Here is a 26,009-nt window from a genome sequence, read left to right on the forward strand (position 1 = left end):
CCCGGCACTGCTGCCGGGCCTTTCACAATTGCGACGCCACCCCGCCTTACGCGGTGAACAGCGCCTTCATCTTCTTCAGCGCGTTCGCTTCCACCTGGCGGATGCGTTCGGCCGACACGCCGTACTCGTCAGCCAGCTCCTGCAGCGTCACCTTGCTGTCGGCATCCAGCCAGCGGCGACGGATGATGTCGCGCGAACGGGCATCCAGCTCGGCCAGGCCTTCGCGCAGCAGCTGCATCTGGTTGTCTTCGCTGTCGGCACGTTCGTAGGCCATCGACGGATCTTCGTCGTTGGCGACCAGGAACGCAGCCGGCGACGGCGGCGCATGCTCGTTGTCCTCGTCGGTCGGCGCATCGAAACCGATATCGCGACCGGACAGGCGCGACTCCATTTCCATGACCTCGCGCTCGGACACGTTCAGGTCCTTGGCCACCGCGCTGACTTCGGCCGCGTTCATCCAGCCCAGGCGCGTCTTCGACTTGCGCAGGTTGAAGAACAGCTTGCGCTGCGCCTTGGTGGTGGCGACCTTCACGATGCGCCAGTTCTTCAGGATGAACTCGTGCATCTCGGCACGGATCCAGTGCACGGCGAAGGACACCAGGCGCACGCCCATTTCGGGGTCGAAGCGCTTGACCGCCTTCATCAGGCCGATGTTGCCTTCCTGGATCAGGTCACCCAGCGCAAGGCCGTAGCCGTTGTAACCGCGGGCCACGTGCACCACGAAGCGCAGGTGCGAATGCACCAGCTCGCGGGCGGCGTCCAGATCGTTGCCGTCGCGGAAGCGACGGGCCAGGTCCTGTTCGTCATCGACCGACAGCACCGGGATCTGGTGCACGGCACCGATGTAGGCGTCCAGCGAACCGAGCGCACTGGGAATCGGGAGATTGTTTGCCACAAGGGCAGTAGAGGTGTTCTGGCTCATAGGCACCCATCTTAGCAGTCCGGGATTTGGACTGCTAAAGGAGGAAAAAGTTCCAGCATCCTATTGATGCAACACTGGTCCCAAACAGAGCCCTACCGTAGCGCGATTTGATGACAGTGGCGAGCACGCTTTTCGGGATTCACAATCCCTTGGAATTCAATCAATTACGCACTGAAATCCGGCCGATTCCGGTCAAGCGGAGCTGAACGGGTAGGCCCGGAGCCCCATTCAGGGCCAGGGATGTTGCCAAGTGTTCAGGCCCGAGCGCCGCAGGCCCGATGCTTTACTACTAAAAAACCCGTTGACAGCCCTGCAACCGCATGCTCCGATGCATCAACTAATTCATACGTAGATGCGCATGACCCGCCCCGTCTCCCAGACTCCCACCCCGGCCGAGCAGGCCATCCTGGACATCCTCTGGGACAAGGGCGAAGCGTCCGTGCGCGAAGTGGCCGATGTACTCGGCGAACACAAACCGGTCGCGTACACCACAGTACTGACCATGTTCAACGTGCTGGCGAGGAAGGGCTTTGTCAGTCATCGCCAGGAAGGTCGCGCCTACATCTATCACGCCACGCTCAGCCGCGAGCAGGCCCGCCGGCAAGCGCTCGACCATCTGCTGCATCAGTTCTTCGAGGGCTCGCCGAACGTGCTTGCGCAGCACCTGATGGACGAACGCGAAATCGACCGCAACGAACTGCAGGCACTGCAGCAGCGCATCAGCGATGCCAGGGCCGGGAGGAAGGAATGAACCTCATCGACCTGGCGATGGCACTGGGCGTTCGACAGTTGCTGTTGTCTGCAGTTGTGCTGCTGCCCGCGCTGTGGCTCGCACGGCGGCGGGCCCTCAGTGCCGAACAACGTTCCTGGCTGCTGACCGCCGCGATGGCAGTTGCCCTGCTGCTACCGCTCAGCGCCTTCCTGCCGGGATGGTCGACCACCCTGCCCGCACCGGCACCGCCCGCAGCCGCGTTCCACCCCATGCCCGGCGAAGGGGCAACGGCGGAAGAAGCCATCTTCGAAGCCGGACGACAGCCCGGCATCTACTATGTTGAGCTGCCGAAGACCCTGCCGACACTGCTTGCAATGCTGTGGCTGCTTGGCACCCTGTGGCTGGGCATGCGCCTGCTGGACGCGATGCTGCACGCACGCCGGCTGCGGCGGTTGGCGCAACCGGCAACCGCCGGACTGCGCGCGGTCCTGGCCGACATCGTGCCCGCCCACGTGACGATCGCCACCTGCGCCGTCGACGGGCCGATGGTCGTCGGCCTGTGGCGCCCCACGATCCTGCTGCCGCGCCCGCTGCTGGCCCGCCTGGACAACAGCGTGCTGCGCGACATCGTCCGCCACGAGGTTGCACACCTGCAGCGACGCGACCTGTGGACAAGCACGCTGCTGCGGGCGGGAACAGCACTGTTCTGGTGGAATCCGCTCCTGCACGTTGCCCAGGTACGCCTGGCGGTACTGCGCGAAATGGCCTGCGATGCACGTGCCGCGCTGCAGGCACACGAACCCCTGGACTATGCAGGTTCGCTGCTGGCCAGTGTCGAGCAGCTGCAGGCCCTGCGCGAGGAGGCGCCGACGCTGGCGCTGGGCATGTTCGGCGCGCGCAGCCAGTTGGCACAGCGCATCGACCAGCTCGTCGAGACTGCACCACCGGCACCGCGGCGCCGCAGCCTGCTGATGCTGGGGCTGACGCTTCTGCTGGGCTGCACGGCCACTGCGGTGGCCGTCTCACCACGGCTGGCGCCACCGTCGGCGCCCGCGTCCTCCGAAACGCGCATCCACGATCTTCTGCGCGCTGCCAGCACGCATGACCTCGTGCAGGTCCGCGCGTTGGCGACAGCGGGCGTCGATCTCGATGCGCGCGTGCTCGGCGATGGCACGGCGCTGATCCAGGCCATCCGCGCACGCGACCCGGCGATGGTCAACGCCCTGCTGCAGCTGGGGGCCGACCCTGATCGCGCCGCACTGGGCGAAGGCAATCCGTTGATCGTTGCCTCCGCCCTGGGCCTGCAACCCATCGTCGAGCAGCTGGTGCAGGCCGGTGCCGACGTCAACCGGGTCGTCACCTATGACGAGACACCGCTGATCAATGCCTCGCGCGAAGGCCACCTGGTCACCGTGCAGTACCTGCTTGCGCACGGCGCCGACATCAACCTGGGCGTGGAAGCCGATGGCTGGCTGGGGCGTTGGCGGACACCGCTGAACCAGGCCGGCACTACCGCCGTGCGCGACTACCTGCTGGCGCAGGGCGCCCGCCGCGAACGACGCTGACGTCGCCGCCGCATCGCCTCCTGCACTGCGGCGCTGACCCGTTCCACCCGCAACGACCGGACGCGGCAGGCGTGCGCGGCAACGCCTGCGCCGATTCCAACCCTCTTCCACTCCTGCAAGGATGTCGATGATGAACCGCCTGTTGCTGTGTTCGCTGCTGGTCTGCCTGACCCCGTTCCGTGTGATGGCCACCGACGCCGGCGCTGGAGACGCTGCGCGTTTTGCCCAGGCAATGGCCCATGGCCTGCGCCCCGGCACGGCCCCGCTGGGCGCGGCGCTGCCGCGATGGTCGATCGAGGAACGCCTTGCCCATTACAAGGTGCCGGGTGCCGCCGTTGCGGTGATCCGCGATGGACGGGTGGTGTACGCCGCCGGATACGGCCTGCGCCAGGCGGGCACGCGCGACGCGGTGGATGCCGATACCGTGTTCTCGGTGGGCTCGGTCAGCAAGATGGGCGCTGCGGCGACCACCCTGAAGCTGGTTGCTGCCGGCAAGGTCTCGCTGGAGGAGAACATCGATCCCCGCCTGCGCCGCTGGCATGTACCTGCCGATGCGCAGGGACTGCACCCGCCGATCACCCTGCGCATGCTGCTCTCGCACACCGCCGGCTTCAATGTGCATGGCTTCCAGGACTACCAGCCCGCCGAACGCTTGCCGACCTTGCTGCAGACACTGGATGGACTGGCGCCTGCAAAGAATGAACCGATACGCCTGATCCACGCACCCGGCCAGCAGGTCGACTATTCCGGTGGCGGCTACACGGTGGTGCAGCTGGCGATAGAAGACCTGACCGGCAGAGCATTCGCCGACGTCGCACGTCGCGAGGTGTTCGCGCCACTGGGCATGTCCCGCAGCACGTACCAGAACCCCTCGCCTTCCAGCTACGGCAACGTTGCCCATGCGCACGACAACAAGGGCCTGCCGGAGGCCCTGCCACGCGGCTGGCAGAGCTTTCCGGAACAGGCGGCATCCGGGCTGTGGACCAGCGCCAACGACATGGGCCTGTTCGTCGCGGCCCTGCTGCGCAGCATCCGCACGGAGGATGGATGGCTGCCGCAGCCATTGGCCCTGCAGATGGTCAGCGAAGTGGCGCCGGCCGGTCGTGGCCTGGGACCGGAGCTGGCCGGCACCGGTGCCGGTCGCCGCTTCTTCCACAATGGCAGCAATGACAGCTATCACGCCGGCATCGAAGGCTACCCGGAGAGCGGCGATGGATTCGTCATCCTGACCAATGGCGACAACGGCCCCGCACTGCGTGGGGAGATCCGCAATGCCCTGTCCGATGCACTCGGCCACAACGCCAAGCCGGTCATCCGCACGCTGGATCCCGCATTGCTGGTGGATGGCTATCCGCGCTTCAGCGGCCGCTTCGTACTCGATGACACCCTGCCCATGGACCTGCGCAGTGGCCTGGCCGATTGGTTCGACGTCACTACCCTGGACGTGCAGGCGGTCGATGCTGGACTGCAGTTGCGCCTGCCCGGGCGTGATGCACCGGTCGCGCTGCAGGCGCTGACGCCCGTCCGCTTCCTGGCAGGCAGTGCGGGGGCGGAACTGCTGTTCCATCGCGGCGGCGATGGCACCGTGCAGGCGTTGAGCGTGATCGCCGAAGGCGCGCGTGCCTACTACCGGCGCGCGGATCTCGCGCCAGCAGCGGGCCACTGATCCATCACTGGCGGCGTCGGGCCCCTGCCCGGCCCGCTCAGAGCGCCGAACGCGGTGGCAGCGACCAGTCGATCGGGGCCTGGCCCCGACGCTGCAGGTACTCGTTGGCCATCGAGAAATGGCGGCACCCAAGGAAACCACGGTGGGCCGACAACGGTGACGGGTGCGGCGACTTCAGCACGCGATGGCGACGGGTATCGATGACCTTGCCCTTCTGCTGCGCATAGGCCCCCCAGAGCATGAACACCAGGCCTTCGCGTTCGCGGTTGAGCACGTCCACCACGTGGTCGGTGAAGCCCTCCCAGCCACGGCCCTGGTGCGCACCGGCCTTGCCCTCTTCCACGGTCAGCACGGCATTGAGCAGCAGCACGCCACGTTGTGCCCACGGAATCAGGCAGCCGTGGTCCGGGCGCGGGAGACCGAGATCGCTCTCGATCTCCTTGTAGATGTTCAGCAGCGACGGTGGCACAGGTACGCCCGGCGCCACCGAGAAACTCAGGCCATGCGCCTGGCCGCGGCCGTGGTACGGGTCCTGGCCGAGGATCACCACCTTCACCTGCTCGAACGGCGTGGCATCGAACGCGGCAAAGATCTGCGGTCCGGGCGGGAACACCGCCGCACCGCCAGCCTTGCGCTGGCGCAGGAAGGCGGACAGCTCGCGCATCTGCGGCTGCATCAGGTAGTCACCGACATGCTGCTTCCAGCTCGGTTCCAGCTGGATCGTCGGGGTGCCGGCTACTTCATCCATCATCGAATCAGGGGTCCATCGTTCAATCGGGCCAGGCGCAGCTGGAACAGCACCTTGGTGACCAGCAGCCGCTCTTCGATCGGCTTCAGCACCAGGTCGTTGGCACCGGACTGCAGCAGCCCGGTCTGGTTGTGCGGGTTGCCGTCGCCGGTCATCACCAGCACCGGCAGGCGGCGCTTGCCGTAGCCGAAGTCCACGCGCACGCGCTGCACCACGTCGCGGCCGCTCAGCTCGCCCTTCAGGGTGACGTCGGTCAGCACCAGGTCGATGCGGTGGCGGCTGCGGCCCAGCGACTCGGCGGTGAGCAGGGTGAACGCCTCTTCGGCGCTGACCACGTGCAGCACATTCAACTGCTGGCGTTCCAGCATGCGCTTGGTGGCCTCGGCCACCACGCGGCTGTCCTCGATGTAGAGGATGGTCGCGCCGGGAATGGTCTGTGGCTGCACGTAGCCGCGAATGAAGGTCGCAAGCGCCTCGTGGCCCAGCGCCTTGTCGAAATAGTCGGTGACGTACTCGGTGAAGCGGCGCTGTTCCAGATGCTGCTGGGCATCGCCGGATACCACGATGACCGGCACGTAGGCCTGTCCGGCCGCTTCGCGCACCATCCGTGCCAGTGCCAGGCCGTCGCCATCGCGCAGGGTCAGCGAGGTGGTCACCAGATCCACCGGGCCCTGCGCCAGCGCCTGCTGCGCATCCTCGATGCTGTCGCAGCCGATCACCTCCACGCCCGGCAGGTCGCGCTTCAGGACATCGGCGATCAGCTTGCGCACCAGCTTCGAGCCATCGACCACCATCACCCGCGTGGCGGGCCCATCAAGGTGCTTCAGCGCTTGCGGTTGCATGCCGGTCTCAGGTGTCGGTCGGGCGGGTCTGGCGCAGGAAGTGGCCGGTCACCAGCCACGCGCCCAGCCAGCCGAGCAGCAGCGTGCCGAGCAGGACCAGTCCGCCATGCAGCAGGTCCAGACCGTGCAGCACGAACGGGCTGCCATAGCTGCGGGAGAGTTCGGCCAGCGGCACGCGCAGCGCGGCACCGGCGGCACCGATCAGGGCCAGCGCCACCGCACCGGCCCCCAGGCCGTACCACGCGCCCAGGTACAGGAACGGGCGGCGGATGAAGCCATCACTGGCGCCGAGCAGCTGCAGCACGCCGATCTCTTCGCGGCGGGCCTGGATGTCCAGGCGCACAGTGTTGCCGACCACCAGCGCGGCACCGACGCCGAGCAGCACCGACAGCACCTGCACCAGCCGAGCACCGAACGCCAGCCAGGCATCCAGGCGCTGGCGCCACAGTGCATCGTGCTGCACCAGGTCGGCCTCGGGCAGGCTCTCCAGCGCGCGTGCCAGGCGTGCATCGTCCTTGCCCTGGCCGGGGGTGATCACCAGCAGCGACGGCAGCGGGTTGTCATTGAGTGCATCGATCGCCTCACCAAGGCCGGCATCGCGCAGTTCCTGCAGGCCCTGTTCGGGCGTGCGCACGTTCACTTCGGCCACGTCATCGCGGTCGCGCAGCTGGCCGGCCAGGCGCAGCGCGCCGGGGCCATCGACATTGCCCTTCAGGAACACGTTGATGTCGCGCGACTGCTGCACGCTGCCGGCGAACTGCTTGAGGTTGTCCAGCGCGATCGACAGGCCCAGCGGCAGGGCCAGCGCCAGCGCCATGACCATCACCGTCAGCAGGGTCGCCCACGGCTTGCGGAAGGCACGGCCGAGGCTGAACACCACGCTGTGCGCGTGGTGCTGGAACCAGACGCCCACGCGCGAGGGGGCGGCGGCTTCGCTGTTTTCGTTCTTCGCCATGCGTTACTCCGCCAGGTCCTGCGGCGAGATGTCATCCACCAGCCGGCCGTGGTCGAGGATCAGCACGCGCTTGCGCATGCGGCGCAGCAGCGGCAGGTCGTGGCTGACCACCAGCACGCTGGTGCCGCGCGAGGGCAGCTCGGCAAACAGGGCCATGATCTCCGCCGCCAGGGTCGGGTCGAGGTTGCCGGTCGGCTCGTCGGCCACCAGCAGCTTGGGTTCGCCGACGATGGCGCGGGCGATGCCGACGCGCTGCTGCTCGCCGGCGGACAGCTGCGAGGGCAGTGCCTTCTCGCGATGGCCAAGGCCCATCCGTTCCAGCACCGAGCGCACGCGCTTGCCGATGTCGCCACGGCGGGTGCCGCGCAGGATCAGCGGCAGCGCCACGTTCTCGGCGATCGAGCGGTCCATCAGCAGTCGGTGGTCCTGGTAGACCGCACCGACCGCGCGGCGGTGGCGGGGAATGTCGCCCCCACGCACCTTCAGCAGGTTGCGCTCGTCGAACACCACCGCGCCGCGGCTGGGCCGCTCGTCCAGGTGGATCAACTTGAGCAGGGTGCTTTTGCCCGCACCGGAATGGCCGGTGACGAACAGCATCTCGCCCGGCGCGACCTCGAAGCTGACATCGGTCAGTGCCTCGTGGCCACCGGCGTACTGTTTGCTGACATTGTCGAAGCGCAGGACACTCATGCCCCGATTATGCAGGACCGGCGCGACGGATCGGTAGCGCCGGGCCATGCCCGGCGAAAACCGTCCGGCCTGGTGGGTGCCGACCGTTGGTCGGCACACCTCAAGGCCACCCGACCAACGGTCGGGTGCCGCCGGTTTAGTTGCCCGACAGCATCCGGCGGATCTTGCGGCCGATGCGGGTCAGGAACGAATCGCCGGTATCTGCGGCGGTACGCACCGGCTTGGCCACCACCTGCACCGGGGTGACCGGGCTGGCGCCATTGCCGGCATTGGCCTGCAGGCCCTCGGCACCCTCGACCGGACGGCCGTGGCGACGACGACGGCGCTTGCGCGGCTTGTGCTCGCCGTCCACCGCACCTTCCGGTGCGCCTTCGGCACGCGGCGGGCGCGGCGGGCGCGGAGCCTGGGCGGTGGCGCCTTCGGCGCCGGCGGCCGGGGCGGCAGCGCCCTGCTCGCCTTCCACGCGCGGCTTGCGCGGGCCACGCGAACGGCGTTCGCCGCTGCGCTCACCGTCACGGCCACCACGGCCACCACCACCGCCGGAACGGCCGCCACTACGGCCACCGCCCCGACGCTCTTCCTCGGCGGCACGGGCTTCGCGCGCTTCGCGGAAGATCTGGCCGACGCTTTCGTTGTCCTCGCCTTCCTCGCCTGCAGCCGGTGCCGGGCGTTCCGGGCGCGGCAGCGGCGTCAGCAGTTCCTTGGTGACCGGCTCGGACGGAATCTTCTGCTCGATGTAGGCCTCGATGTCCGGCAGGCCCATGGCGTAGCGCTCGCAGGCGAAGCTGATCGCGTCGCCCTCTTCACCCAGGCGCGCGGTGCGACCGATGCGGTGCACGTAGTCTTCGGCATCGAACGGCAGGTCGTAGTTGTAGACGTACTTGATGCCGTCGATGTGCAGGCCGCGCGCAGCCACGTCGGTGGCCACCAGGATTTCCAGCTGGCCCTTCTGGAAGCGGTTGAGCAGGCTCTCGCGCTTCTTCTGCGGCACATCGCCGGACAGCACGCCGACACGGTAGCCGGCCTTCTCCAGCGAACGGGCGACGCGCTCGACGAACACCTTGGTATTGACGAAGACCATGGTGCGCGCGCCTTCGCTGCGCGACAGCAGGCCCAGCAGCAGCGGGATCTTCTCGTCGTCGGCCGGGAAGTAGATGCGCTGGCGCACGCGGGCAGCGGTGATGGTCTCGGCTTCGACCACCAGCTTCTGCGGCTCGTTCATGTGCTCGTAGGCCAGCTCCAGCACGCGATGGCTGAGGGTGGCACTGAACAGCAGGGTCTGGCGGGTGGTGCGCTCCGGCATGCGGCGCAGCAGGAAGCGGATGTCCTTGATGAAGCCCAGGTCGAACATGCGGTCGGCTTCGTCCAGCACGCAGATCTCGCAGGCGTGCAGCGAGACCACCTTGTGCTGCTTGACGTAATCGATCAGGCGGCCCGGGGTGGCGATGATCACGTCCACGCCCTGCTGCAGCAGTTCGCGCTGCTTGTCGTAATCCACGCCGCCGTAGACCAGGGCGAAGCGCAGGCCCAGGTCGGAACCGAACTTCACCGCATCCTTGTGGATCTGGATGGCCAGTTCGCGGGTCGGGGCGAGGATCAGGGCGCGCGGATCTTCCGGCTTGCGGTCGGCCAGCGCCGGACGCGTCAGCAGGCGGTTCACGACAGCAACCAGGAAGGCCAGGGTCTTGCCGGTGCCGGTCTGGGCCTGGCCGGCAACATCACCGCCGGGCAGCGCGACCGGCAGGGTCAGCGCCTGGATCGGGGTGCAGCGGGTGAATCCGGCTCCTTCAAGGCCGGCCTGCAGGGCCGGATGCAGCTCGAAGGAGGAGAAGGTCAAATCGGTCAGCGGTTTGTCGCTCATGAGTCCGTCTTGGTATGGCCGCCGGCCCGTGGGGCGGCTGGCACTTCATCGTCTAGGGGCACCGTCGCAAACTGCGGCCCCTGCGGCGGGTTGGCCGGCTGGGACCACCCGGTCCGCGCGCCGCACAATGGCCCAGTTTAACGCACTCGGGCCAGCAAACCGGAATGCCCTGTCTCAGGAACCGAAGAGACGCTCGATCTTCATCCAGCCACACGGGACTTGAACGACCCGGCCGGGCCCGCTGGTGTCGCCCGCTGCCACCCCCATCTTCGGGAAGACAGTGAAATCCGACACATACCGAGCTTCGAAGCGATCACGATACGCTGGGTTCCAGCCGGCGCCTGTCCCCGCCCTGCGATAGGGGTACACTGCCGGCCGTGAGCGTCCAGGCATCCCGCCGAACGCACCGCGGCAGTGCGCCGCGAGGCAACGACGAGGGTCGCGCCACCGGGCATGGCCCAGTTCACCCACCTCCGGCATGGCCGGGTGCAATCCAAGACGAGAAACCAAGATGAGCGACAAGGTTGTACATGTCGGCGACGCCGACTTTGATAGCGCAGTGCTGAATTCCAAGGAACCGGTGCTGGTCGATTTCTGGGCCGAATGGTGTGGCCCGTGCAAGATGATCGCCCCGGCGCTGGACGAACTGGCCGACGCCTACCAGGGCCGCGCCAAGATCGCCAAGGTCAACGTCGACCACAACCGTGCGCTGGCCGCCAAGTACCACGTGCGTTCGATCCCGTACCTGGTCGTGTTCAAGGACGGCGAGAAGGTCGGCGAGCAGATCGGTGCGGTGGGCAAGGCCCAGCTGGCCGGCCTGCTGGACAAGGCCCTGGCCTGATCCTGCTGTTTTCCGGCAGCCGCCGCCCGCGGCTGCCGGCGGGCGCCCCGCGCCCATGATGAATGCTGTTCCCGGCAGCCCTTGCACGGCGCCGCAGGCCGATGATAGTGTCGGCACATCCGGCCGCGTTCGCGTGCCGCACCCTCTGGACGCAGTTTCTTCCAGACCCATTCCCAACGTTCGCCGCCCCAGCCGGGCGCTCGCACCTTCAAGCGAGGAATAACGCTCTTGTCCGATAACACTTCCGAAACCGGCAGCGCCGATGCGCCCGCCGAAAAGCGCGTGCGCAAGCCCCGCGTGAGCAAGGCCGCCGCCCCGGCAGCCGCCGAAACCAGCGCCGCTCCGGCGCAGCCGACCCTGCCGCTGGCCGCCGCGCCCGAGGCCCCGGCCCCCGCCCCCGCACCGAGCGCGCCCGCCGCCGAGGCCCCTGCCAGCAGTGGCGGTGGCGAAGGTGGTGAGGGTCGCGAATCCGGCCAGCCGCGGCAGCAGAACCACCAGGGGGGTGGCCAGAACCAGGGCCAGAACCCGTACAACCAGAACGGCCAGCAGGGCCAGGGGCAAGGCCAGGGCAACCGCCGTGACCGCTTCCGCAACCGCCGCGACCGCGACCGCAACAACAACAACCGCTTCCGCGACGACGGCATGCCCAACGACGGCGGCGAGCAGCAGCCCTTCGTGCCGCGCCCGCATGCCAACGTTCCGGAAGGCTTCCCGGTCTATTCGCTGAGCGACCTCAAGCGCATGCCGGCCCAGAAGCTGCTGGAGATCGCCGAGCAGCTGCAGATCTCCGAAGGCGTGGCCCGCGCCCGCAAGCAGGATGTGATCTTCGCCCTGCTGAAGGTGCTGACCCGCCACGGTGACGGCGTCGCCGCCGACGGTGTGCTGGAAATCCTGCCGGACGGCTTCGGCTTCCTGCGCGCGGCCGAAGCCAGCTACCTGGCCGGCCCGGACGACACCTACATCTCGCCCAGCCAGATCCGCCGCTTCAACCTGCGCACCGGCGACCACATCTCCGGCCGCATCCGCTTCCCGAAGGACGGCGAGCGCTACTTCGCGCTGAACATCGTCGACACCATCAACGGTGAGCCGATCGAAGCGTCGAAGAACAAGGTGCTGTTCGAGAACCTCACCGCCCTGTTCCCGCGCCGCCGCTTCACCCTGGAGCGTGGCAACGGTTCGTCGGAAGACATCACCGGCCGCATCCTCGACCTGATGGCCCCGCAGGGCAAGGGCCAGCGCTCGCTCATCGTGTCGCAGCCGAAGGCCGGCAAGACCATGATGATGCAGCAGGTCGCCACGGCCATCACCACCAACCACCCGGACGTGCACCTGATCGTGCTGCTGATCGACGAGCGCCCGGAAGAAGTGACCGAAATGCAGCGCACCGTGCGCGGCGAGGTCATCAGCTCGACCTTCGACGAGCCGGCCGCGCGCCACGTGCAGGTGGCCGAAATGGTCATCGAGCGCGCCAAGCGCCTGGTCGAGCACAAGAAGGACGTGGTGATCCTGCTCGATTCGATCACCCGCCTGGCCCGCGCCTACAACAACGTGGTGCCGAGCTCGGGCAAGGTGCTGACCGGTGGCGTGGACGCCAACGCCCTGCACCGCCCGAAGCGCTTCTTCGGTGCCGCGCGCAACGTGGAAGAAGGCGGCAGCCTGACCATCATCGCCACCGCGCTGGTCGACACCGGCTCGAAGATGGACGAGGTGATCTACGAAGAGTTCAAGGGCACCGGCAACAGCGAAGTGCACCTGAGCCGCCGTATCGCTGAAAAGCGCGTGTTCCCGGCCATCGACATCAACCGTTCGGGCACCCGCCGCGAAGACCTGCTGATCGAACCGGAACTGCTGCAGAAGATCTGGATCCTGCGCAAGCTGCTGCATCCGATGGATGAAATGGCCGCGATGGAGTTCCTGCTGGACAAGATGAAGAACACCAAGTCCAACGACGAGTTCTTCGGTTCGATGAAGCGCTGAGCCCAACGCTGCGCTTGAAGAAACCTGCCGCCGCCTGCGGCAGGTTTTTTTTTGCCTGCAGGGCGACCCACTTCACTTCACCGCCGTCCGGTTTTGGCGATAATCCGCCCGATGCCCTGCCCGGCCCCGAGGGCGTGGCCACCGATTCCCGCTGTCGCCCCTTCCGGAGAACCGGTCGGGTCCAGCCTCCTGCCGGATCCGTCGACGCATGCGAACGCTGTCTCCCCGCCTCAACCTGGGCAAGCTGATCCTCGCCCTGGCCCTGCTCAGTGCCATCATCGCGCTGGCCAACACCCTGCTGGCCAGCTACCGGGTGCAGCGCGACCAGCTGGTCGGCAACACCCTGGAAGCCAACCGCGTCTACGCCACCAAGCTGGCCGAGACGACCCAGAACTTCCTGCTGGCTGCCCAGCAGGAACTGGCCTACGCCGCCACCCGGCTCGGCCAGGGCAACCTCGATCCGGCTCAGGCCCAGGACGAAGCCAGCCGCCTGCAGCTGCAGACCAACAGCTTCAACTCTTCGCTGGTGGTGGACGCCGACGGCCTGGTGATCGCCACCTCACCGCAGACCCTGCAGCTGCAGGGCGAAGTGCTGCACAGCGTCGGCAACAACGCCGCGCTGGCCGCGCGCCAGCCGATGATCAGCGACCCGTACCAGTCGGCCACCGGCAAGCTGCTGGTCTCGCTGTCGCACCCGATCTTCGATCGCCAGGGCCACTACCGTGGCTACGTCAGCGGCACCCTGTACCTGCGCCAGCGCAGCGCACTGCACACGCTGCTGGGCAAGCACTACTACCGTGATGGTTCCTACCTGTACGTGGTCGACCGTCATGGCCGCCTGCTGTACCACGCCGATGGCAAGCGGGTGGGCGACTACGTGGTCGGCAACCCCGCAGTGAAGGCCGTGGTACGTGGCGAGCGCGGCGCGCAGCAGGTGCGTAACAATCTGGGCGTGTCGATGCTGGCCGGCTACGCGCCGGTGGCGGCCACCGGCTGGGGCATCATCGCCCAGCGCCCGACCGAGGCCACGCTGCAGCCGCTGTCGCGGTTGATGACCGCGGTAATCTGGAACGCGATCCCGCTGGGCCTGCTGTCGCTGCTGATCACCTGGTGGTTCGCCCGTCGCATCTCGATGCCGCTGTGGCAGCTCGCACGCAACGTGCAGGGCGGCGAAGACACCGGCAACGCGATCAACCACGTCAGCGGCATCCGCGCGTGGTACTTCGAGGTCGCCCAGCTGAAGCAGGCGGTACTACACAGCTTCAATGCGCTGCAGGACCGCATCGGCACGCTCAACCGCGCCAGCCGCACCGATCCGCTGACCGGCCTGCTCAACCGCCGCGGCCTGCAGCAGGCACTGGATGCCCTGCAGGTACAGGGCATTCCGTTCGCGATCCTGGCGCTGGACATCGATCGCTTCAAATCGATCAATGACAGCCACGGCCATGATGTCGGCGACGCCGCCATCGTCCATATCGCCGACCAGATGCGCCGCTACTCACGCGACAGCGACATCCTCTGCCGCGCCGGTGGCGAGGAGTTCCTGCTGCTGTTGCCGGGCATCAGCACCGAGTCGGCACGCCAGGCCGGCGAGCGCCTGCGCCAGCACATTGCCGACCATCCGTTTGAACCGGTCGGCACCATCACCGTCTCGCTGGGCGTGGCCCACTTCCCCAGCTTCCATGTCGATGCCGAGCAGGCACTGCGGCTGGCCGACAAGGCGCTGTACCTGGCCAAGGAACAGGGCCGCAACCGGGTGGTGGTCTACCCCTACGCCGATTGACGCGAAGCCGGGCTGGCCGGCTCCGCAGTGATCGTCAGCCCTGCTCCAGCGGCGTCAGCAGGCGCAGGCCGCGCTTGGCGCCGTCCACCATGTAGATGCCGCCCTCGGGCAGCAGGTCGCCGCCGGCCTGCTCGATCGCATCTGCCTTCCGCCACGGCACGGCCTGCCGCGGGCCGGGAATGAAGGCACGCCAGCGGCCATAGCGCTCCGCTCCATTGGGATCATCGTTCAGGCCGAAATTCACCGGTATGCGTACCGTCCAGCTGTCGCGGGTGCTGGCCTCGCCGGTGGTCGGTGGCTTGAACGTCCACTTGCGGGCACTGCTGACGGCGGCCTTGGCCAGGATCTCGCGCATCTTGGCAAGGGTGCGCTCGCGTCCGACCACGGTCATGTTCACCTGCTCGGCAACGACATCGGCCACCGTGCCGTCACGCGCGATCCGGACCACCAGCAGCACTTCACCCTGCCCACCGCTCCGATAGACTTCTTCCGGATAACGCGGGGGTGCCATGCGCCCTCGGGTCACCGAATCGGTGGCCTTCTCATCGTACTCGCTGAAATTGACGCTGGTCATGCTGACTTCGTAGCCACCATCGGCCATGGCCTTGCCCCGCAGGCGCACCCGCAATGGCGCACGTGCGGCCACCGCCTTGCCATCGCGCAGGGTGGGTTCGAAGCGCCAGCCACCGATGGTGCCCTCCACGAAAGACGCGATGCTCGGAGACAGCATCGACTTCTGGTCCAGCACCAGCGAACTGACCGCGCCCTCGGGCGTGACCTCGATATGGCCAGTGAGCACCATGCTCATCTCCGCGGTGGCACGCACCGCACGCGTGGTCTGTGCGCTGGCATCGCCGGCAAGCAGGGGAGCGCCGGCGCCGACGGCCAACGCGAGAGCGAGGAACAGGGGGGGACGCATCATTGCCGGATCCTTGGTGATGAATGCCGAGCGTAGCGCAGTCTTCACCTCCGGGACAGTTCGGCCGGGCTACGCCAACCGATGCGCGCCAGCATAGGGCGGTGTATCCGGATAGTCACCGCGGGCGAAGCGCTCCTGCAGGCCCTGCCACCACGCCGGATCAAACAGATGCCGGTAGTGCTCGCGTACCGCGGCCAGTTCGCGCGCCGGCAGGCCCATGAATGGGCCGAAGCGCTCGGGAAACACATCGCGCGGCCCCACATGGAACCAGGGTTCGTCAGCCAGCGCTTCCTCCGGCGTGCGCGGCTGCGGCCAGGCGCGGAACACGCAGTCGCTGACCAGGCACAGTTCGTCATAGTCGTAGAACACGGCCCGGCCGTGCCGCGACACGCCGAAGTTCTTCGGCAGCATGTCACCGGGGAAGATGTTGTTGCGCGCCATGTCGGTGATCGCCTGCGCGTAGTCGAGCACCGCTGCACGTACCGCCTCCCCGCCCTGCTCGCGCAGGTACAGGTTCAATGGACGGAAACGACGCTGCACGTAGCACAGTGCGATCTCCACCTCGTCGCCATCGACGCGCACGCTCTGCGCACATTGCTGCAGCAGTTCCTCCAGCAGTGCCGGAGCGAAGCGGTCGCGCGGAAAGCGCAGGTGGCGATAGGGCTGTGCGTCGAGCAGGCGGCCGACACGATCGAGGTTGAACACCAGTGCGTACTTCTCTTCCACCTGCTGCCGCGACATCGCCTTGGGCCACGCGAAACGGTCGCGGATCAGTTTGAACACCAGCGGATAGCTGGGCAGGGTGAACACCGCCATGACCATGCCCGGCGTGCCTTCGGCATGCACCAGCCGCTCCTGCGGATGCTCGTTGAAGTGGCGGAAGAAGGTGCGGTAGCGCTCGGTCTTGCCCTGCTTGGCGCGGCCCAGCACGGTGTAGATCTCATCGATGGGCTTGCCCGGCAGCAGACTGCGCAGGAACACCACTGCATCACCGACCGTGGCCAGGTTGGCCTGGAAATAGCTGCGTGACACGCCGAACAGGTGGGCCACGTCCCGGCGCCGGGTCAGCACTGCATCGGCGCGCAGGCCACGCTCGTCGTTGACCAGCGCAATCACGCACGGCGAGAACCGATGCTCGCCGAACACGCGGCCCACCAGATAGGCGCGGCGCTCGCGGTAGAACACGGTGTCGAGCAGCTCGATGCTGCGCACCGGCGTGTCCCCCCAATGGGCGAGGTCATCCTGAAGGCGCACCGCAATGGCTGCCGCACAGCGCAGCTGATGCACGTAGGGAATGCCGAAGCGGTAGTCGGCGAGCACCCGCTGCAGCGCCTCCACCGGCCGCGTCGGCGAAACCGCGTAGGTATGCCGTGCGACCGGATGGGTGATGGCATCGGAGGGTTCGACATCGAAGGCGATGAACTCCAGCGCCGGATCCACGCCGCGGGTGGCGAACATGCGCCGCGACAACGTGTTGTAGAAGGTCTTGTACAGCTCGGCGTCGATCAGCCCCAGCAGCAGCGCGCTGTACTGCGCATGCACCTGCAGCCAGAGCGCACGTTGGCCGATCGCCTCGCCGGCAAGGCGGCGCAGTGCATCCATCTGCTCGGCGATGCACAGGTCGTACAGCACAATGCGCTCGACCGCATCCTGCCGGGCACCGGCCCAGTCGCGCTGCTCGAAGCGCTGCCGCGCACGAGCGGTCACGCCCGCGAATCGAGCATGGTAATCCTCGAAGCCATCGCGGATGGCCACCGCGATGCGCGGTGCCAGCTCGGCAGCAATGTGAGGCTCGGACATTCAGGGCTTACCCGGTAGGACCGGCTTCACCATACGCTGGCGTGGGGCGGCTTGTGTAGAGCCGGGCCCATGCCCGGCTTGGTTCACCGCAATCTGCCCGAAGCACAGCCGAGCGCCGGTCCGGCTCTGCAGGGGCAGGTCCATTGCGTCCCACGAAAACGCAACGATTCCTACAGACCCCGGTCCACCGTGTTGCCTACCCTTCCAGGCTCACAACGGCACGAGGTGACGCATGCAGCAAATGACCCTGATCCCGCGCATGGAGGAAGGCAATGTAATCCCGCAGCGGGCGCGGGACGGCTACATCAGCGCCACCGCGCTGTGCCAGTCCGTGAACAAGCGCTGGTCTGACTACCGGGCACTGAAATCGACGGAGGAGTTCCTGCAGGAGCTCACCCTCCAGACCGGGCTGGCCGAGCACGAACTCATCCACGTGGTCTCCGGCGGCATCCCGACCATGCAGGGCACCTGGATCCATCCCTATCTGGCCATCAACCTGGGCCAGTGGCTGTCGCGCAAGTTCGCGGTGAAGGTCGCGCAGTGGGTGGTGGAATGGCAGCAGGGCCACGCCAACGCGGTAATGCCCGCGCATATCGAGCGCTACCTGCAGAACCGGGCCAAGGTACCGTACACCCATTTCTCGATGCTCAACGAGCTGACGTTGAACCTGATCGCGCCGCTTGAAGACGCCGGTTACACCCTGCCGCAGGCGCTGGTGCCGGATATTTCCGAAGGGCGCCTGTTCTGCAAGTGGCTGAGGGACCACCGGGGCGTCGACACCGATGCACTGCCCATGTATGACCACACCTATCCGGATGGACGCACGGTGCCGGCCAAGCTGTACCCCAACGAGTTCTACGAGGACTTCCGCCGCCACTTCAATGAAGTATGGCTCCCCGAGAAAGCACCGGCATACTTTGCAGCGCGGGACAGCAAGGCGCTTTCGTTCGTGACCGCGCTGCTGCTTCCGGTACCGTGACTGCGGCTGGAAACAGACGAGCATGACGTTTCGTTCTCCTGTGGACCCGAGCCCATGCTCGGCTCCACAGGAGCCGGCGGTTCAGATCGCCAGATCGGCCTCCACGTCCTGTACCTTGCGCCGGGCCAGGGCCAGGTTGGACTTGGTACGGTCGAGCACGATGTAGAAGAACAGGCCCTTCTTCTTCGCCACCGGGCGCATGATGTGGTACGCCTTGCCCAGCGAGATCAGGATGTCCTCGATGCTGTCGTTGAGATTCAGCGATGCGGCGGTCTTCATCTTGGCGCGGATCACTTCGGTGTTGCCTGCGGCGGCCACTTCCATGTCCATGCCGGCACCGGCCTCACCCAGCAGCATGCCGCTTTCGTAGTCGACCAGCGCCACTGCCTGCGCGCCGTCGATGCCCATCAGTGCGTTCAACGATTCATTCAATCCAGCCACGTCGCACCCCTTGTCGATGTTGGTTCGAGCCCCTCGTTCCCCTGCGGCCGGGCTCACGATCCGCCGAGTTCGGCCAGGATCGCCTGGCCACATTCCCTGCTCTGCCACAGCACCTGGCCGATCACGCTGCGCTGGTCGCAGGCTGCCATCAGCAGCAGCGGTGCGCGCCCTTCGGCCTGGATGGCCAGCATCAGCACCTTGCCACCCGCGGCCTCCAGCATCAGCGTCTGCAGATCACCCAGCACCAGTTCGCGCCCCACTGCTGCGGCCAGCGCCAGCATCGCGCTGGTCATCGCTGCCAGGCGTTCACCGCGCCCTTCGGCACCGGCACTGACCAGGGCGAAGCCATCGACACTGGCCAGCACCACCGTGCGCACGCCTTCCACCCGCTGCCGCAGGTCCTGCAGCAGCGGCTGCAGGCGCTCACGCTGGCCGGCATCGGGCAGTACCGCCACCTGCCCATCAACCATGCGCGGCCACCAGTGCATGCGCTTCCATTTCGCTCATCAGTACATCCATCAGCAGCAGTCCCTGTTCGCGGTCGCGGGCATCCACTGCCAGCAATGGCAGCGGTTGATCATCGAGACTGGCGCGTGCGGCCCAGTCGTCCAGCGCGGCGTGCGGTGCCTGGTCCAGATGGGTGACGGCCACCACCAGCGCCAATGACGATGCGAACGGTCGCAGTACCTGCAGGTAATCCTCCAGTTCGGCAACCACGCCCGCGCGCCGCGCATCCAGCAGCAGCACGGCGCCGCGGGCGCCCTGCAGCAGGATCGGCCAGAGGAAATCGAAACACTGCTGGCCCGGCGTGCCGTACAGCCGCAGGCGCTCGTCATTGGGCAGATCGATATCGGCATAGTCCAGCGCGACGGTGGTGGACGCCTTGTCGGCACCGATGCGGTCACTGTTGGCCACATCGGTATCGATCACCGCCCCGGCCGCGATGCTGCGCACCAGGGTCGACTTGCCACTGCCCATGCCGCCCAGCACGACCACCTTGTGCTCACGCATTGCGCTCGCTCCCGCGCAGGTGCCGCCACAGGCGGGCAAGCAGGCCGTTGTCGGTGCCAGTGCCGCTGCCACGTACTGTCGGCATCGGTGCCACCGGGGCGCTCTGCAATTGCGCGTAGCCGCACAGGTAGGCGGCATGGATGAAATCGCGCACCGCCGCAGCCGGCAACTCAAGCAGCATCGCGCACTCGTCAACCGTGCACGCGCGCTTGAGCAGCAGCGAGCATAGCCGGAAGCCATCGTGGTCATGGCCCAGTACGCGGAAGTCGGGCCAGCGCAGCAGCTTCACTGAGGCGCCACGCAGGCGTTCGTCCAATGCCTGCCAATGGCGGCTGCGCTGTGCCCACTGCCACAGCAGCGGCCGCAGTGGTTGGCGTGGCCGCTCGCCGGCCAGCGCCTGCAGGCGTGCCGGCGTCAGCGCATCCAGTTGCAGGCGTTCGAAGGCATCGGCCAAACGCTCCACCAGCGCCGCAGCCGGTTCCTGCAGCAGCACGGCCTGGTCGTGCTCCAGATCCATCAGCAGCAGAGGCTCGCCCGCATCACTCAACAGTGCCTGGCCCTGTCGCAACGGCAGCCGCTCGCGCAACAGGCGGGTGATGGCATGCGCACCATCGGCCAGGCGGATCGGTGCGGGTGCATGCATTGCCAGGGGTTCCGCTGCCAACTGCATGCCGCGCAATGCACGGCCGATGGCACCGTCATCAAGTATGTCCTGGTGGCCATCGCCGTCGCGCAGCTGGCCCCCCAGATCCTCGATCCAGCACTGCAGTCGCGGGCGTTGCTGGCGCATGCGCTGGGCCGCGTTGCGCAGCGCCGGCGTATCGCGGATGACCAGCAGGTCGCAATCATCCAGGTCCTGGCTGCGGCGGATCTGGCCGTCCGGCAGGGCCGATGCCACGCGCAGCCGTTGCAGCAGGGCCTGCTCGCCCTGGATGTCGGTTCCCACTACCAGCACGCGTGCCATCCGTGTTCCCCGTGCGGCCACCTCCCCGGTGGCCTCGCGTCGCCAAGGCTAGGGCATCGCCAACGGCAGCCGTCGTGATCGACTGCTCAGATCGAGGGCCGCTGCGGATCCACTCATATCCGTTCTGCGACGGCCATCGCGGGCAAGTTTCATGCCCCTTTGACGGCATTCCGACAGCCAACGGAAGTCACGGTTCTGGACGCGGGTCGAATGGGGTCAGATCCCTTTTGCATGGCAAAAGGGATCTGACCCCAGAGCCAAAAAGAAACCCGCGCCGAAGCGCGGGTTCCGGTGTCACGACCGAGCGGCGATGGATCAGCCGCGCAGCTGCTCCAGCGCGGCGTTGAAGGTCGCGCTCGGGCGCATGGCCTTGCTCGCCTTGGCCACGTCCGGGCGGTAGTAGCCGCCGATGTCCACGGCCTTGCCCTGCACCGCGATCAGCTCTTCGACAATCCTCTGCTCGTTGTCGGTCAGCGCCTTGGCCAGCGGTGCGAAGCGTGCCTTCAGTGCAGCATCTTCGTCCTGCGCGGCCAGGGCCTGGGCCCAGTACAGCGCGATGTAGAAGTGGCTGCCACGGTTGTCGATGCCACCCAGCTTGCGCGACGGCGACTTGTCGTTGTCCAGGAACTGGCCGTTGGCTTCGTCCAGCGCCTTGGCCAGCACGCGGGCGGCGGCATTCTCGTAGCGGTTGCCCAGGTGCTCCAGCGACGCAGCCAGGGCCAGGAACTCACCCAGCGAATCCCAGCGCAGGTAGTCCTCTTCCACGAACTGCTGAACGTGCTTCGGGGCCGAACCACCGGCGCCGGTCTCGAACAGGCCGCCACCGGCCATCAGCGGCACGATCGACAGCATCTTGGCGCTGGTGCCCAGCTCCATGATCGGGAACAGGTCGGTGAGGTAGTCGCGCAGCACGTTGCCGGTCACCGAGATGGTGTCCTCGCCCTTGCGGATGCGGTCCAGCGAGAACGCGGTGGCTTCCACCGGAGGCAGGATGCGGATGTCCAGGCCGGCGGTGTCGTGGTTCTTCAGGTAGGTCTCGACCTTGGCGATGACCTGCGCGTCGTGGGCGCGGGCGGCATCCAGCCAGAACACGGCCGGGGTGTTGCTCAGGCGGGCGCGCTCGACGGCCAGCTTGACCCAGTCCTGGATCGGCGCGTCCTTGGTCTGGCACATGCGCCAGATGTCACCGGCTTCCACGGCGTGCTCGAACACCACGGTGCCGGCATCGTCGGTGACCTTGACCACGCCGTCGGCGGCGATCTGGAAGGTCTTGTCGTGCGAGCCGTACTCTTCGGCCTTCTGCGCCATCAGGCCGACGTTCGGCACCGAGCCCATGGTGGCCGGGTCGAAGGCGCCGTGCGCCTTGCAGTCGTCGATGACGGCCTGGTACACGCCGGCGTAGCAGCGGTCCGGAATGACCGCCTTGGTGTCCTGCAGCTTGCCTTCGACGTTCCACATCTTGCCGGAGTCGCGGATCATCGCCGGCATCGAGGCGTCGACGATCACGTCGCTCGGCACGTGCAGGTTGGTGATGCCCTTGTCCGAATTGACCATGGCCACGCCCGGACGCTGTGCGTACTCGGCAGCCAGGTCGGCTTCGATCGCAGCGCGGGTGGCTTCGGGCAGCGACGGCAGGCGCGCGGCCAGGTCACCGATGCCGTTGTTGGCGTCGAAACCGGCCTGCTTGAGCACGTCGGCGTGCTTGGCCAGCACGTCCTTGTAGAACTCGTTGACCGCCACGCCGAACATGATCGGGTCGGAGACCTTCATCATGGTCGCCTTCAGGTGCAGCGAGAACAGCACGCCCTGGGCCTTGGCATCGGCGATCTGCTCACCGATGAACGCGGCCAGTGCCTTGCGGCTCATGACGGCGGCATCGACGATCTCGCCAGCCTTGACCGCGGTCTTTTCCTTCAGCACGACGGCGCTGCCGTCCTTGCCGTGGAAGGTGATCTTCAGCGCACCGGCGTTGGCCAGGGTGGCCGACTTCTCGCTGCCGTAGAAATCGCCGGCGGCCATGTGCGCGACGTGCGACTTCGAATCCGACGCCCAGGCACCCATGCGATGCGGGTGCTTGCGCGCGTAGTTCTTCACCGACAGCGGTGCGCGGCGGTCGGAGTTGCCCTCGCGCAGCACCGGGTTCACCGCACTGCCCTTGACCTTGTCGTAGCGCGCCTTGTAGTCGCGCTGCTGGTCGTCAGCCGGGGTTTCCGGGTAATCCGGCAGCGGGTAACCCTGGTCCTGCAGTTCCTTGATGGCCGCCTTCAGCTGCGGCACCGAAGCGGAGATGTTCGGCAGCTTGATGATGTTGGCGTCCGGGGTGGTCGCCAGCTGGCCCAGCTCGGCCAGGTCGTCGCTGACCTTCTGCGCGTCGCTGAGCAGTTCCGGGAACTGCGACAGGATGCGGCCGGACAGCGAGATGTCACGGGTTTCCACCACGATGCCGGCAGTGGCGGTGTAGGCGTCGACGATCGGCAGCAGCGACTGGGTCGCCAGGAACGGTGCTTCGTCGGTCAGCGTGTAGAGGATCTTGGACATGGGGGACTTGGACTCTGTAGCAATGCTCAGGGGAAGGCCGGCGCCAGCGCCGGGCCACGTGCAACCGTGTCGCTTTCCCCCGTCGCCGTCAGGGTGGGCGCGCGGCGGGGAAACCCCTGCATTGTCGCGTTTTCAGCCGCGCGGGGCAAAGCCGCGCCATACGCGGCGGTACTGCACGGTGGCAACGCTGTGATCCATCCACGCATGGCGTGGATCCACGCAAACGCCGCCGCCAGTAGATCCACGCCGTGCGTGGATGAAGCCAACCATCGCCCAATAAAAAAGGACGCAGCCTCGCGGCTGCGTCCATCGTGAGTCCTGCCGGGAGAGAGTCGGCAGGACTTACTTGACCTCGAACTCCTGCGGCGTTCCGGCCGCCTTGCCATCGACCATGACCTCGGCGCGGTACTTGCCGGCCGGCCAGCCCTTTGCATTCTTGAATGTGACGTTGGTGGTCTCCGCGCCGCTGGCATTCAGGGTCGCGGTCTGTTCGCCGGCCACCTGGCCGTCCTGGAAGGTCAGCTTGGCGCCGACATTGACGTTGTTGGCAGCGCCATCGGTCTTGACCGAGACGATGACGTCATCCTTCGGCGAGAACAGTGCAGCCGGGGCGACCGACTTGTCGGCGGCAGCGGTCTTGCCCACGGTGACAGTGGAAACACTGACCGCAGCAGCTTCCGCCATCGGCGGCGGTGCACCGGTCATCGGCGCCGGCGCTGCCGGCTCGGCCGGAGCCGTGGCCACCGGAGCGGCGTTGGTGTCGGTCGACTCCTCTTTCTTCTTGCAACCGACCAGGGCGACGCTGCCCAGCAGGGCGGCGATCAGGGCGGTCTGGAGCGGGGTGGTCTTGATCATTCGGGGTTCCTCCCAGGGATTGTCGGACGGCGTTCGATCGCCGGCTTACTTCGGCGGCAGCTTCAGGGTCTGGCCCGGGAAAATCTTGTCCGGGTCGTCAAGCACATCGCGGTTGGCTTCGAAGATCTTCTTCCAGGCGTTGGCGTCGCCCAGATGCTGCTTGGCGATCTTCGACAGCGAGTCGCCCTTCTGCACGGTGTAGGTGCCGCCGCTGACGATCTCGGCGGTGCTGTCCACCGAAGCGCTGACGCCGGAGAAGTCCGCCTTCGGCACCTGCTCGGCGGTACTGTCGACGCTGGCACTGACGCCGGAGAAATCGGCTTTCTTCTCGGTACTCATCCACAACTCCCGTCTGCATGACTACATGGCTCGCACGGTGCCATGGCGGTTGTTAAATGGGGATGGTGCAGATGTGAAGCCGCCCCGGGGGGCGGCTGAACAATCGGGAGATAAGGTGCCTGGTAGTGCCGGCCGCTGGTCGGCTGTGCCAGGGGGATCCGGCCTTGGCCGATTGCCGGCCAGCGGCCGGCACTACCCGTAACCGCCTGCGATCCAAAGGTAGCGCCGGCCGCTGGCCGGCGGTTACTGCCGCAGTTCGCGGTAGGTCGCAGCCGGAGCCGCGATGCCGGGGCTGGCACGCCAGGGATTGATGTCCAGGCCACCACGGCGGGTATAGCGGGCCTCCACTTCCAGCCATTGCGGTTGGCAGCGCGCAGACACCTCGCTGAAGATCCGCTCAACGCACTGCTCGTGGAACTCGGCGTGTTCGCGGTAGCTGACCAGATAGCGCAGCAGGCCGGCACGATCCATCTTCGGCCCGCGGTAGCGCAGGCTGACCGTCGCCCAGTCCGGCTGGCCGGTGACCGGGCAGTTGGACTTCAGCAGTGCCGAGACCAGGGTCTCCACCACCACCTCACCAGCATTGGCCGAGAGGAAGTCCGCCTGCGGCGGGCCGTAGCAGTCGATCGCCACGTCCAGCCCATCGATGGATTCGCCGAGCGGCGTCTCACGCAGGCCCGGCAGGCCGAATTCGACCTGGACCGGCGCACCGGCGCAGGCCGACAGATCAGCCACCAGGCGCTCGCGCAGCGCCTCGGCGCTGTCGACGCGGGTGCTGTTGAGGGAGTTGAGGTACAGCTTGAACGACTTCGATTCGATCAACCGCGGCGAGGTGCACGGCACCTGCACGGTGGCGACGGCGACCTGCGGCTTGCCACGCGGGTCGAGCCAGCTCAGCTCGAAGGCATGCCAGCGGTCGTGGCCGACGAACGGCAGCGCGGCGTCATCGAGGCCGATCTCGGCGCGGGCGCCGCTGCGCGGAATGGGAAACAGCAGGCCGGGATCGTACTGCGACGGGTAACTGACCTCGCGACCGAGGCTGGAATCCTGTGGGGTGTTCATGGGCGTCATTGTATCGCGCCAGAAGCGGGCCTTCGGCCGGGCCGGCCAACGGCGGAGCCCCTCCGTGGTGGTTTTGTTGGTTGGTCGTGAAAGGCGGTCTATCGGCTTGGCCGGGTGGGTAGGCGGGTCGGGGGACGCCGTAAACCCGTCCTTGGGGGCTTGGCCGCGGCATCCATGCCGCGGACACCCCCGCCCCGCCTACCCACCCGGCCCCTGACAGTTCCCTGCACGCGGCCGCCACCACGGGAAAGATCAGAAAAATCAAAATCAGAAACCGATCCTTCAGACGTTCCTGACGCCTGCCGTGTCGACCAAGGTCGACACCCACCAGAAGCGGAAAGTCGTTCCGACAGCTCGCGGGAAACCGTCGAAGGCGGGGTGGGTCCGGTGGCAGGGGCGTGAGCCGCATGGATGCGGCGACCGAGCTTACATGGACGTACTTGCAGCGTCCCCTGCCACCGGACCCACCCCGCCATCCCACGGAATGCCCGCTTTTGACGTTGACGTTGCCATTGATCCAAGCGGGTGCAGGGCTGCAA

Annotated in this window: 23 protein-coding genes; 7 read left to right on the forward strand and 16 right to left on the reverse strand. The window is 67.1% G+C overall.

The window, feature by feature from the left end; all coding sequences use genetic code 11:
* Positions 1 to 46: 46 nt before the first annotated feature.
* Entirely contained in the window at positions 47 to 922 is an 876-nt protein-coding gene (gene rpoH / locus EZ304_RS09200; protein ID WP_049428989.1) for an RNA polymerase sigma factor RpoH, read from the reverse strand.
* Positions 923 to 1,280: 358 nt separating this feature from the next.
* Here rpoH and EZ304_RS09205 point away from each other — a divergent pair, with 358 nt between their 5' ends.
* From EZ304_RS09205 to EZ304_RS09215, 3 genes are all read left to right on the forward strand, one after another.
* Entirely contained in the window at positions 1,281 to 1,673 is a 393-nt protein-coding gene (locus EZ304_RS09205; RefSeq protein WP_142806866.1) for a BlaI/MecI/CopY family transcriptional regulator, read from the forward strand.
* On the forward strand, positions 1,670 to 3,199 hold the full coding sequence (locus EZ304_RS09210; protein ID WP_142806867.1) for a M56 family metallopeptidase: 1,530 nt from the start codon (positions 1,670 to 1,672) through the stop codon (positions 3,197 to 3,199). Before EZ304_RS09205 ends, EZ304_RS09210 begins: the two co-directional genes overlap by 4 nt.
* Positions 3,200 to 3,329: 130 nt before the next feature.
* Entirely contained in the window at positions 3,330 to 4,865 is a 1,536-nt protein-coding gene (locus EZ304_RS09215) for a serine hydrolase domain-containing protein (protein ID WP_260678414.1), read from the forward strand.
* A 37-nt stretch (positions 4,866 to 4,902) separates the two neighbouring features.
* Here EZ304_RS09215 and ung read toward each other — a convergent pair whose 3' ends face one another.
* The 5 genes from ung to rhlB form a co-directional block, all read right to left on the reverse strand.
* Positions 4,903 to 5,616: a uracil-DNA glycosylase gene (ung, locus tag EZ304_RS09220; protein WP_142806869.1), complete on the reverse strand. Its 714-nt coding sequence runs from the start codon at positions 5,614 to 5,616 to the stop codon at positions 4,903 to 4,905.
* The gene (locus EZ304_RS09225) at positions 5,613 to 6,455 is read right to left on the reverse strand and encodes a response regulator (RefSeq protein WP_099555250.1); all 843 of its coding nucleotides are present in this window, start codon (positions 6,453 to 6,455) and stop codon (positions 5,613 to 5,615) included. Before EZ304_RS09225 ends, ung begins: the two co-directional genes overlap by 4 nt.
* Before the next feature lie 7 nt (positions 6,456 to 6,462).
* Complete coding sequence (gene ftsX / locus EZ304_RS09230) at positions 6,463 to 7,410, reverse strand: permease-like cell division protein FtsX (RefSeq protein ID WP_099555248.1); 948 nt, start codon at positions 7,408 to 7,410, stop codon at positions 6,463 to 6,465.
* 3 nt (positions 7,411 to 7,413) lie between these two features.
* Positions 7,414 to 8,100, reverse strand: coding sequence for a cell division ATP-binding protein FtsE (ftsE, locus tag EZ304_RS09235; RefSeq protein ID WP_111112972.1), 687 nt, complete (start codon positions 8,098 to 8,100; stop codon positions 7,414 to 7,416).
* A 136-nt stretch (positions 8,101 to 8,236) separates the two neighbouring features.
* Complete coding sequence (gene rhlB, locus EZ304_RS09240) at positions 8,237 to 9,961, reverse strand: ATP-dependent RNA helicase RhlB (RefSeq protein WP_142806870.1); 1,725 nt, start codon at positions 9,959 to 9,961, stop codon at positions 8,237 to 8,239.
* Between the two features lie 511 nt (positions 9,962 to 10,472).
* Between rhlB and trxA the strand changes: the two genes are divergently transcribed.
* The 3 genes from trxA to EZ304_RS09260 all read left to right on the forward strand — a co-directional run bounded on the left by trxA (position 10,473) and on the right by EZ304_RS09260 (position 14,562).
* Positions 10,473 to 10,802 carry a thioredoxin gene (gene trxA / locus EZ304_RS09250; RefSeq protein WP_005411275.1) on the forward strand — a complete coding sequence of 110 codons (330 nt, stop codon included), beginning with the start codon at positions 10,473 to 10,475 and terminating at the stop codon, positions 10,800 to 10,802.
* A 228-nt stretch (positions 10,803 to 11,030) separates the two neighbouring features.
* Positions 11,031 to 12,779 (forward strand): transcription termination factor Rho, encoded by a 1,749-nt coding sequence (gene rho / locus EZ304_RS09255; protein ID WP_142806871.1) that lies wholly within the window; start codon positions 11,031 to 11,033, stop codon positions 12,777 to 12,779.
* 208 nt (positions 12,780 to 12,987) lie between these two features.
* A complete protein-coding gene (locus EZ304_RS09260; RefSeq protein WP_099604046.1) occupies positions 12,988 to 14,562 on the forward strand; it encodes a sensor domain-containing diguanylate cyclase in 1,575 nt (524 codons plus the stop codon).
* Between the two features lie 34 nt (positions 14,563 to 14,596).
* On the opposite strand, the gene EZ304_RS09265 is transcribed toward EZ304_RS09260, so the two are convergent.
* Together EZ304_RS09265 and aceK are read right to left on the reverse strand one after the other, a co-directional pair.
* Positions 14,597 to 15,484, reverse strand: a complete 888-nt coding sequence (locus EZ304_RS09265) for an energy transducer TonB (protein WP_099555109.1) — start codon at positions 15,482 to 15,484, stop codon at positions 14,597 to 14,599.
* Between the two features lie 66 nt (positions 15,485 to 15,550).
* The gene (aceK, locus tag EZ304_RS09270; protein WP_142806872.1) at positions 15,551 to 17,281 is read right to left on the reverse strand and encodes a bifunctional isocitrate dehydrogenase kinase/phosphatase; all 1,731 of its coding nucleotides are present in this window, start codon (positions 17,279 to 17,281) and stop codon (positions 15,551 to 15,553) included.
* Between the two features lie 241 nt (positions 17,282 to 17,522).
* Between aceK and EZ304_RS09275 the strand changes: the two genes are divergently transcribed.
* Complete coding sequence (locus tag EZ304_RS09275) at positions 17,523 to 18,260, forward strand: KilA-N domain-containing protein (protein WP_239503796.1); 738 nt, start codon at positions 17,523 to 17,525, stop codon at positions 18,258 to 18,260.
* 81 nt (positions 18,261 to 18,341) lie between these two features.
* Here the strand turns inward: EZ304_RS09275 and EZ304_RS09280 are convergent, their stop codons facing one another.
* From EZ304_RS09280 to queF, 8 genes are all read right to left on the reverse strand, one after another.
* Positions 18,342 to 18,701: a hypothetical protein gene (locus EZ304_RS09280; RefSeq protein ID WP_049424080.1), complete on the reverse strand. Its 360-nt coding sequence runs from the start codon at positions 18,699 to 18,701 to the stop codon at positions 18,342 to 18,344.
* 53 nt (positions 18,702 to 18,754) lie between these two features.
* Positions 18,755 to 19,171, reverse strand: coding sequence for a roadblock/LC7 domain-containing protein (locus EZ304_RS09285; RefSeq protein WP_099555125.1), 417 nt, complete (start codon positions 19,169 to 19,171; stop codon positions 18,755 to 18,757).
* Positions 19,164 to 19,712 (reverse strand): GTP-binding protein, encoded by a 549-nt coding sequence (locus EZ304_RS09290; protein WP_142806873.1) that lies wholly within the window; start codon positions 19,710 to 19,712, stop codon positions 19,164 to 19,166. Before EZ304_RS09290 ends, EZ304_RS09285 begins: the two co-directional genes overlap by 8 nt.
* The gene (locus EZ304_RS09295; protein ID WP_099555117.1) at positions 19,705 to 20,676 is read right to left on the reverse strand and encodes a hypothetical protein; all 972 of its coding nucleotides are present in this window, start codon (positions 20,674 to 20,676) and stop codon (positions 19,705 to 19,707) included. Before EZ304_RS09295 ends, EZ304_RS09290 begins: the two co-directional genes overlap by 8 nt.
* 315 nt (positions 20,677 to 20,991) lie before the next feature.
* On the reverse strand, positions 20,992 to 23,214 hold the full coding sequence (locus EZ304_RS09300) for an NADP-dependent isocitrate dehydrogenase (RefSeq protein WP_142806874.1): 2,223 nt from the start codon (positions 23,212 to 23,214) through the stop codon (positions 20,992 to 20,994).
* A 342-nt stretch (positions 23,215 to 23,556) separates the two neighbouring features.
* On the reverse strand, positions 23,557 to 24,069 hold the full coding sequence (locus EZ304_RS09305; protein WP_142806875.1) for a hypothetical protein: 513 nt from the start codon (positions 24,067 to 24,069) through the stop codon (positions 23,557 to 23,559).
* Positions 24,070 to 24,114: 45 nt separating this feature from the next.
* A complete protein-coding gene (locus EZ304_RS09310; protein WP_005411287.1) occupies positions 24,115 to 24,408 on the reverse strand; it encodes a LysM peptidoglycan-binding domain-containing protein in 294 nt (97 codons plus the stop codon).
* 243 nt (positions 24,409 to 24,651) lie between these two features.
* Entirely contained in the window at positions 24,652 to 25,470 is an 819-nt protein-coding gene (queF, locus tag EZ304_RS09315; protein WP_142806876.1) for an NADPH-dependent 7-cyano-7-deazaguanine reductase QueF, read from the reverse strand.
* Positions 25,471 to 26,009: the final 539 nt, after the last annotated feature.

This window comes from Stenotrophomonas maltophilia, assembly GCF_006974125.1.
GTDB lineage: Bacteria > Pseudomonadota > Gammaproteobacteria > Xanthomonadales > Xanthomonadaceae > Stenotrophomonas > Stenotrophomonas maltophilia_O.

Bases quoted from the DNA above. Each gene is read 5' to 3' on its own strand.
- EZ304_RS09275 (WP_239503796.1), top strand. From the start codon at position 17,523: ATGACCCTGATCCCGCGCATGGAGGAAGGCAATGTAATCCCGCAGCGG.
- EZ304_RS09295 (WP_099555117.1), bottom strand. From the start codon at position 20,676: ATGGCACGCGTGCTGGTAGTGGGAACCGACATCCAGGGCGAGCAGGCC.
- EZ304_RS09290 (WP_142806873.1), bottom strand. From the start codon at position 19,712: ATGCGTGAGCACAAGGTGGTCGTGCTGGGCGGCATGGGCAGTGGCAAG.
- trxA (WP_005411275.1), top strand. From the start codon at position 10,473: ATGAGCGACAAGGTTGTACATGTCGGCGACGCCGACTTTGATAGCGCA.
- ftsE (WP_111112972.1), bottom strand. From the start codon at position 8,100: ATGAGTGTCCTGCGCTTCGACAATGTCAGCAAACAGTACGCCGGTGGC.
- EZ304_RS09260 (WP_099604046.1), top strand. From the start codon at position 12,988: ATGCGAACGCTGTCTCCCCGCCTCAACCTGGGCAAGCTGATCCTCGCC.
- EZ304_RS09305 (WP_142806875.1), bottom strand. From the start codon at position 24,069: ATGATCAAGACCACCCCGCTCCAGACCGCCCTGATCGCCGCCCTGCTG.
- EZ304_RS09285 (WP_099555125.1), bottom strand. From the start codon at position 19,171: ATGGTTGATGGGCAGGTGGCGGTACTGCCCGATGCCGGCCAGCGTGAG.
- rpoH (WP_049428989.1), bottom strand. From the start codon at position 922: ATGAGCCAGAACACCTCTACTGCCCTTGTGGCAAACAATCTCCCGATT.
- EZ304_RS09225 (WP_099555250.1), bottom strand. From the start codon at position 6,455: ATGCAACCGCAAGCGCTGAAGCACCTTGATGGGCCCGCCACGCGGGTG.
- EZ304_RS09310 (WP_005411287.1), bottom strand. From the start codon at position 24,408: ATGAGTACCGAGAAGAAAGCCGATTTCTCCGGCGTCAGTGCCAGCGTC.
- ung (WP_142806869.1), bottom strand. From the start codon at position 5,616: ATGATGGATGAAGTAGCCGGCACCCCGACGATCCAGCTGGAACCGAGC.
- EZ304_RS09265 (WP_099555109.1), bottom strand. From the start codon at position 15,484: ATGATGCGTCCCCCCCTGTTCCTCGCTCTCGCGTTGGCCGTCGGCGCC.
- queF (WP_142806876.1), bottom strand. From the start codon at position 25,470: ATGAACACCCCACAGGATTCCAGCCTCGGTCGCGAGGTCAGTTACCCG.
- EZ304_RS09300 (WP_142806874.1), bottom strand. From the start codon at position 23,214: ATGTCCAAGATCCTCTACACGCTGACCGACGAAGCACCGTTCCTGGCG.
- EZ304_RS09210 (WP_142806867.1), top strand. From the start codon at position 1,670: ATGAACCTCATCGACCTGGCGATGGCACTGGGCGTTCGACAGTTGCTG.
- ftsX (WP_099555248.1), bottom strand. From the start codon at position 7,410: ATGGCGAAGAACGAAAACAGCGAAGCCGCCGCCCCCTCGCGCGTGGGC.
- EZ304_RS09205 (WP_142806866.1), top strand. From the start codon at position 1,281: ATGACCCGCCCCGTCTCCCAGACTCCCACCCCGGCCGAGCAGGCCATC.
- rhlB (WP_142806870.1), bottom strand. From the start codon at position 9,961: ATGAGCGACAAACCGCTGACCGATTTGACCTTCTCCTCCTTCGAGCTG.
- aceK (WP_142806872.1), bottom strand. From the start codon at position 17,281: ATGTCCGAGCCTCACATTGCTGCCGAGCTGGCACCGCGCATCGCGGTG.
- EZ304_RS09215 (WP_260678414.1), top strand. From the start codon at position 3,330: ATGAACCGCCTGTTGCTGTGTTCGCTGCTGGTCTGCCTGACCCCGTTC.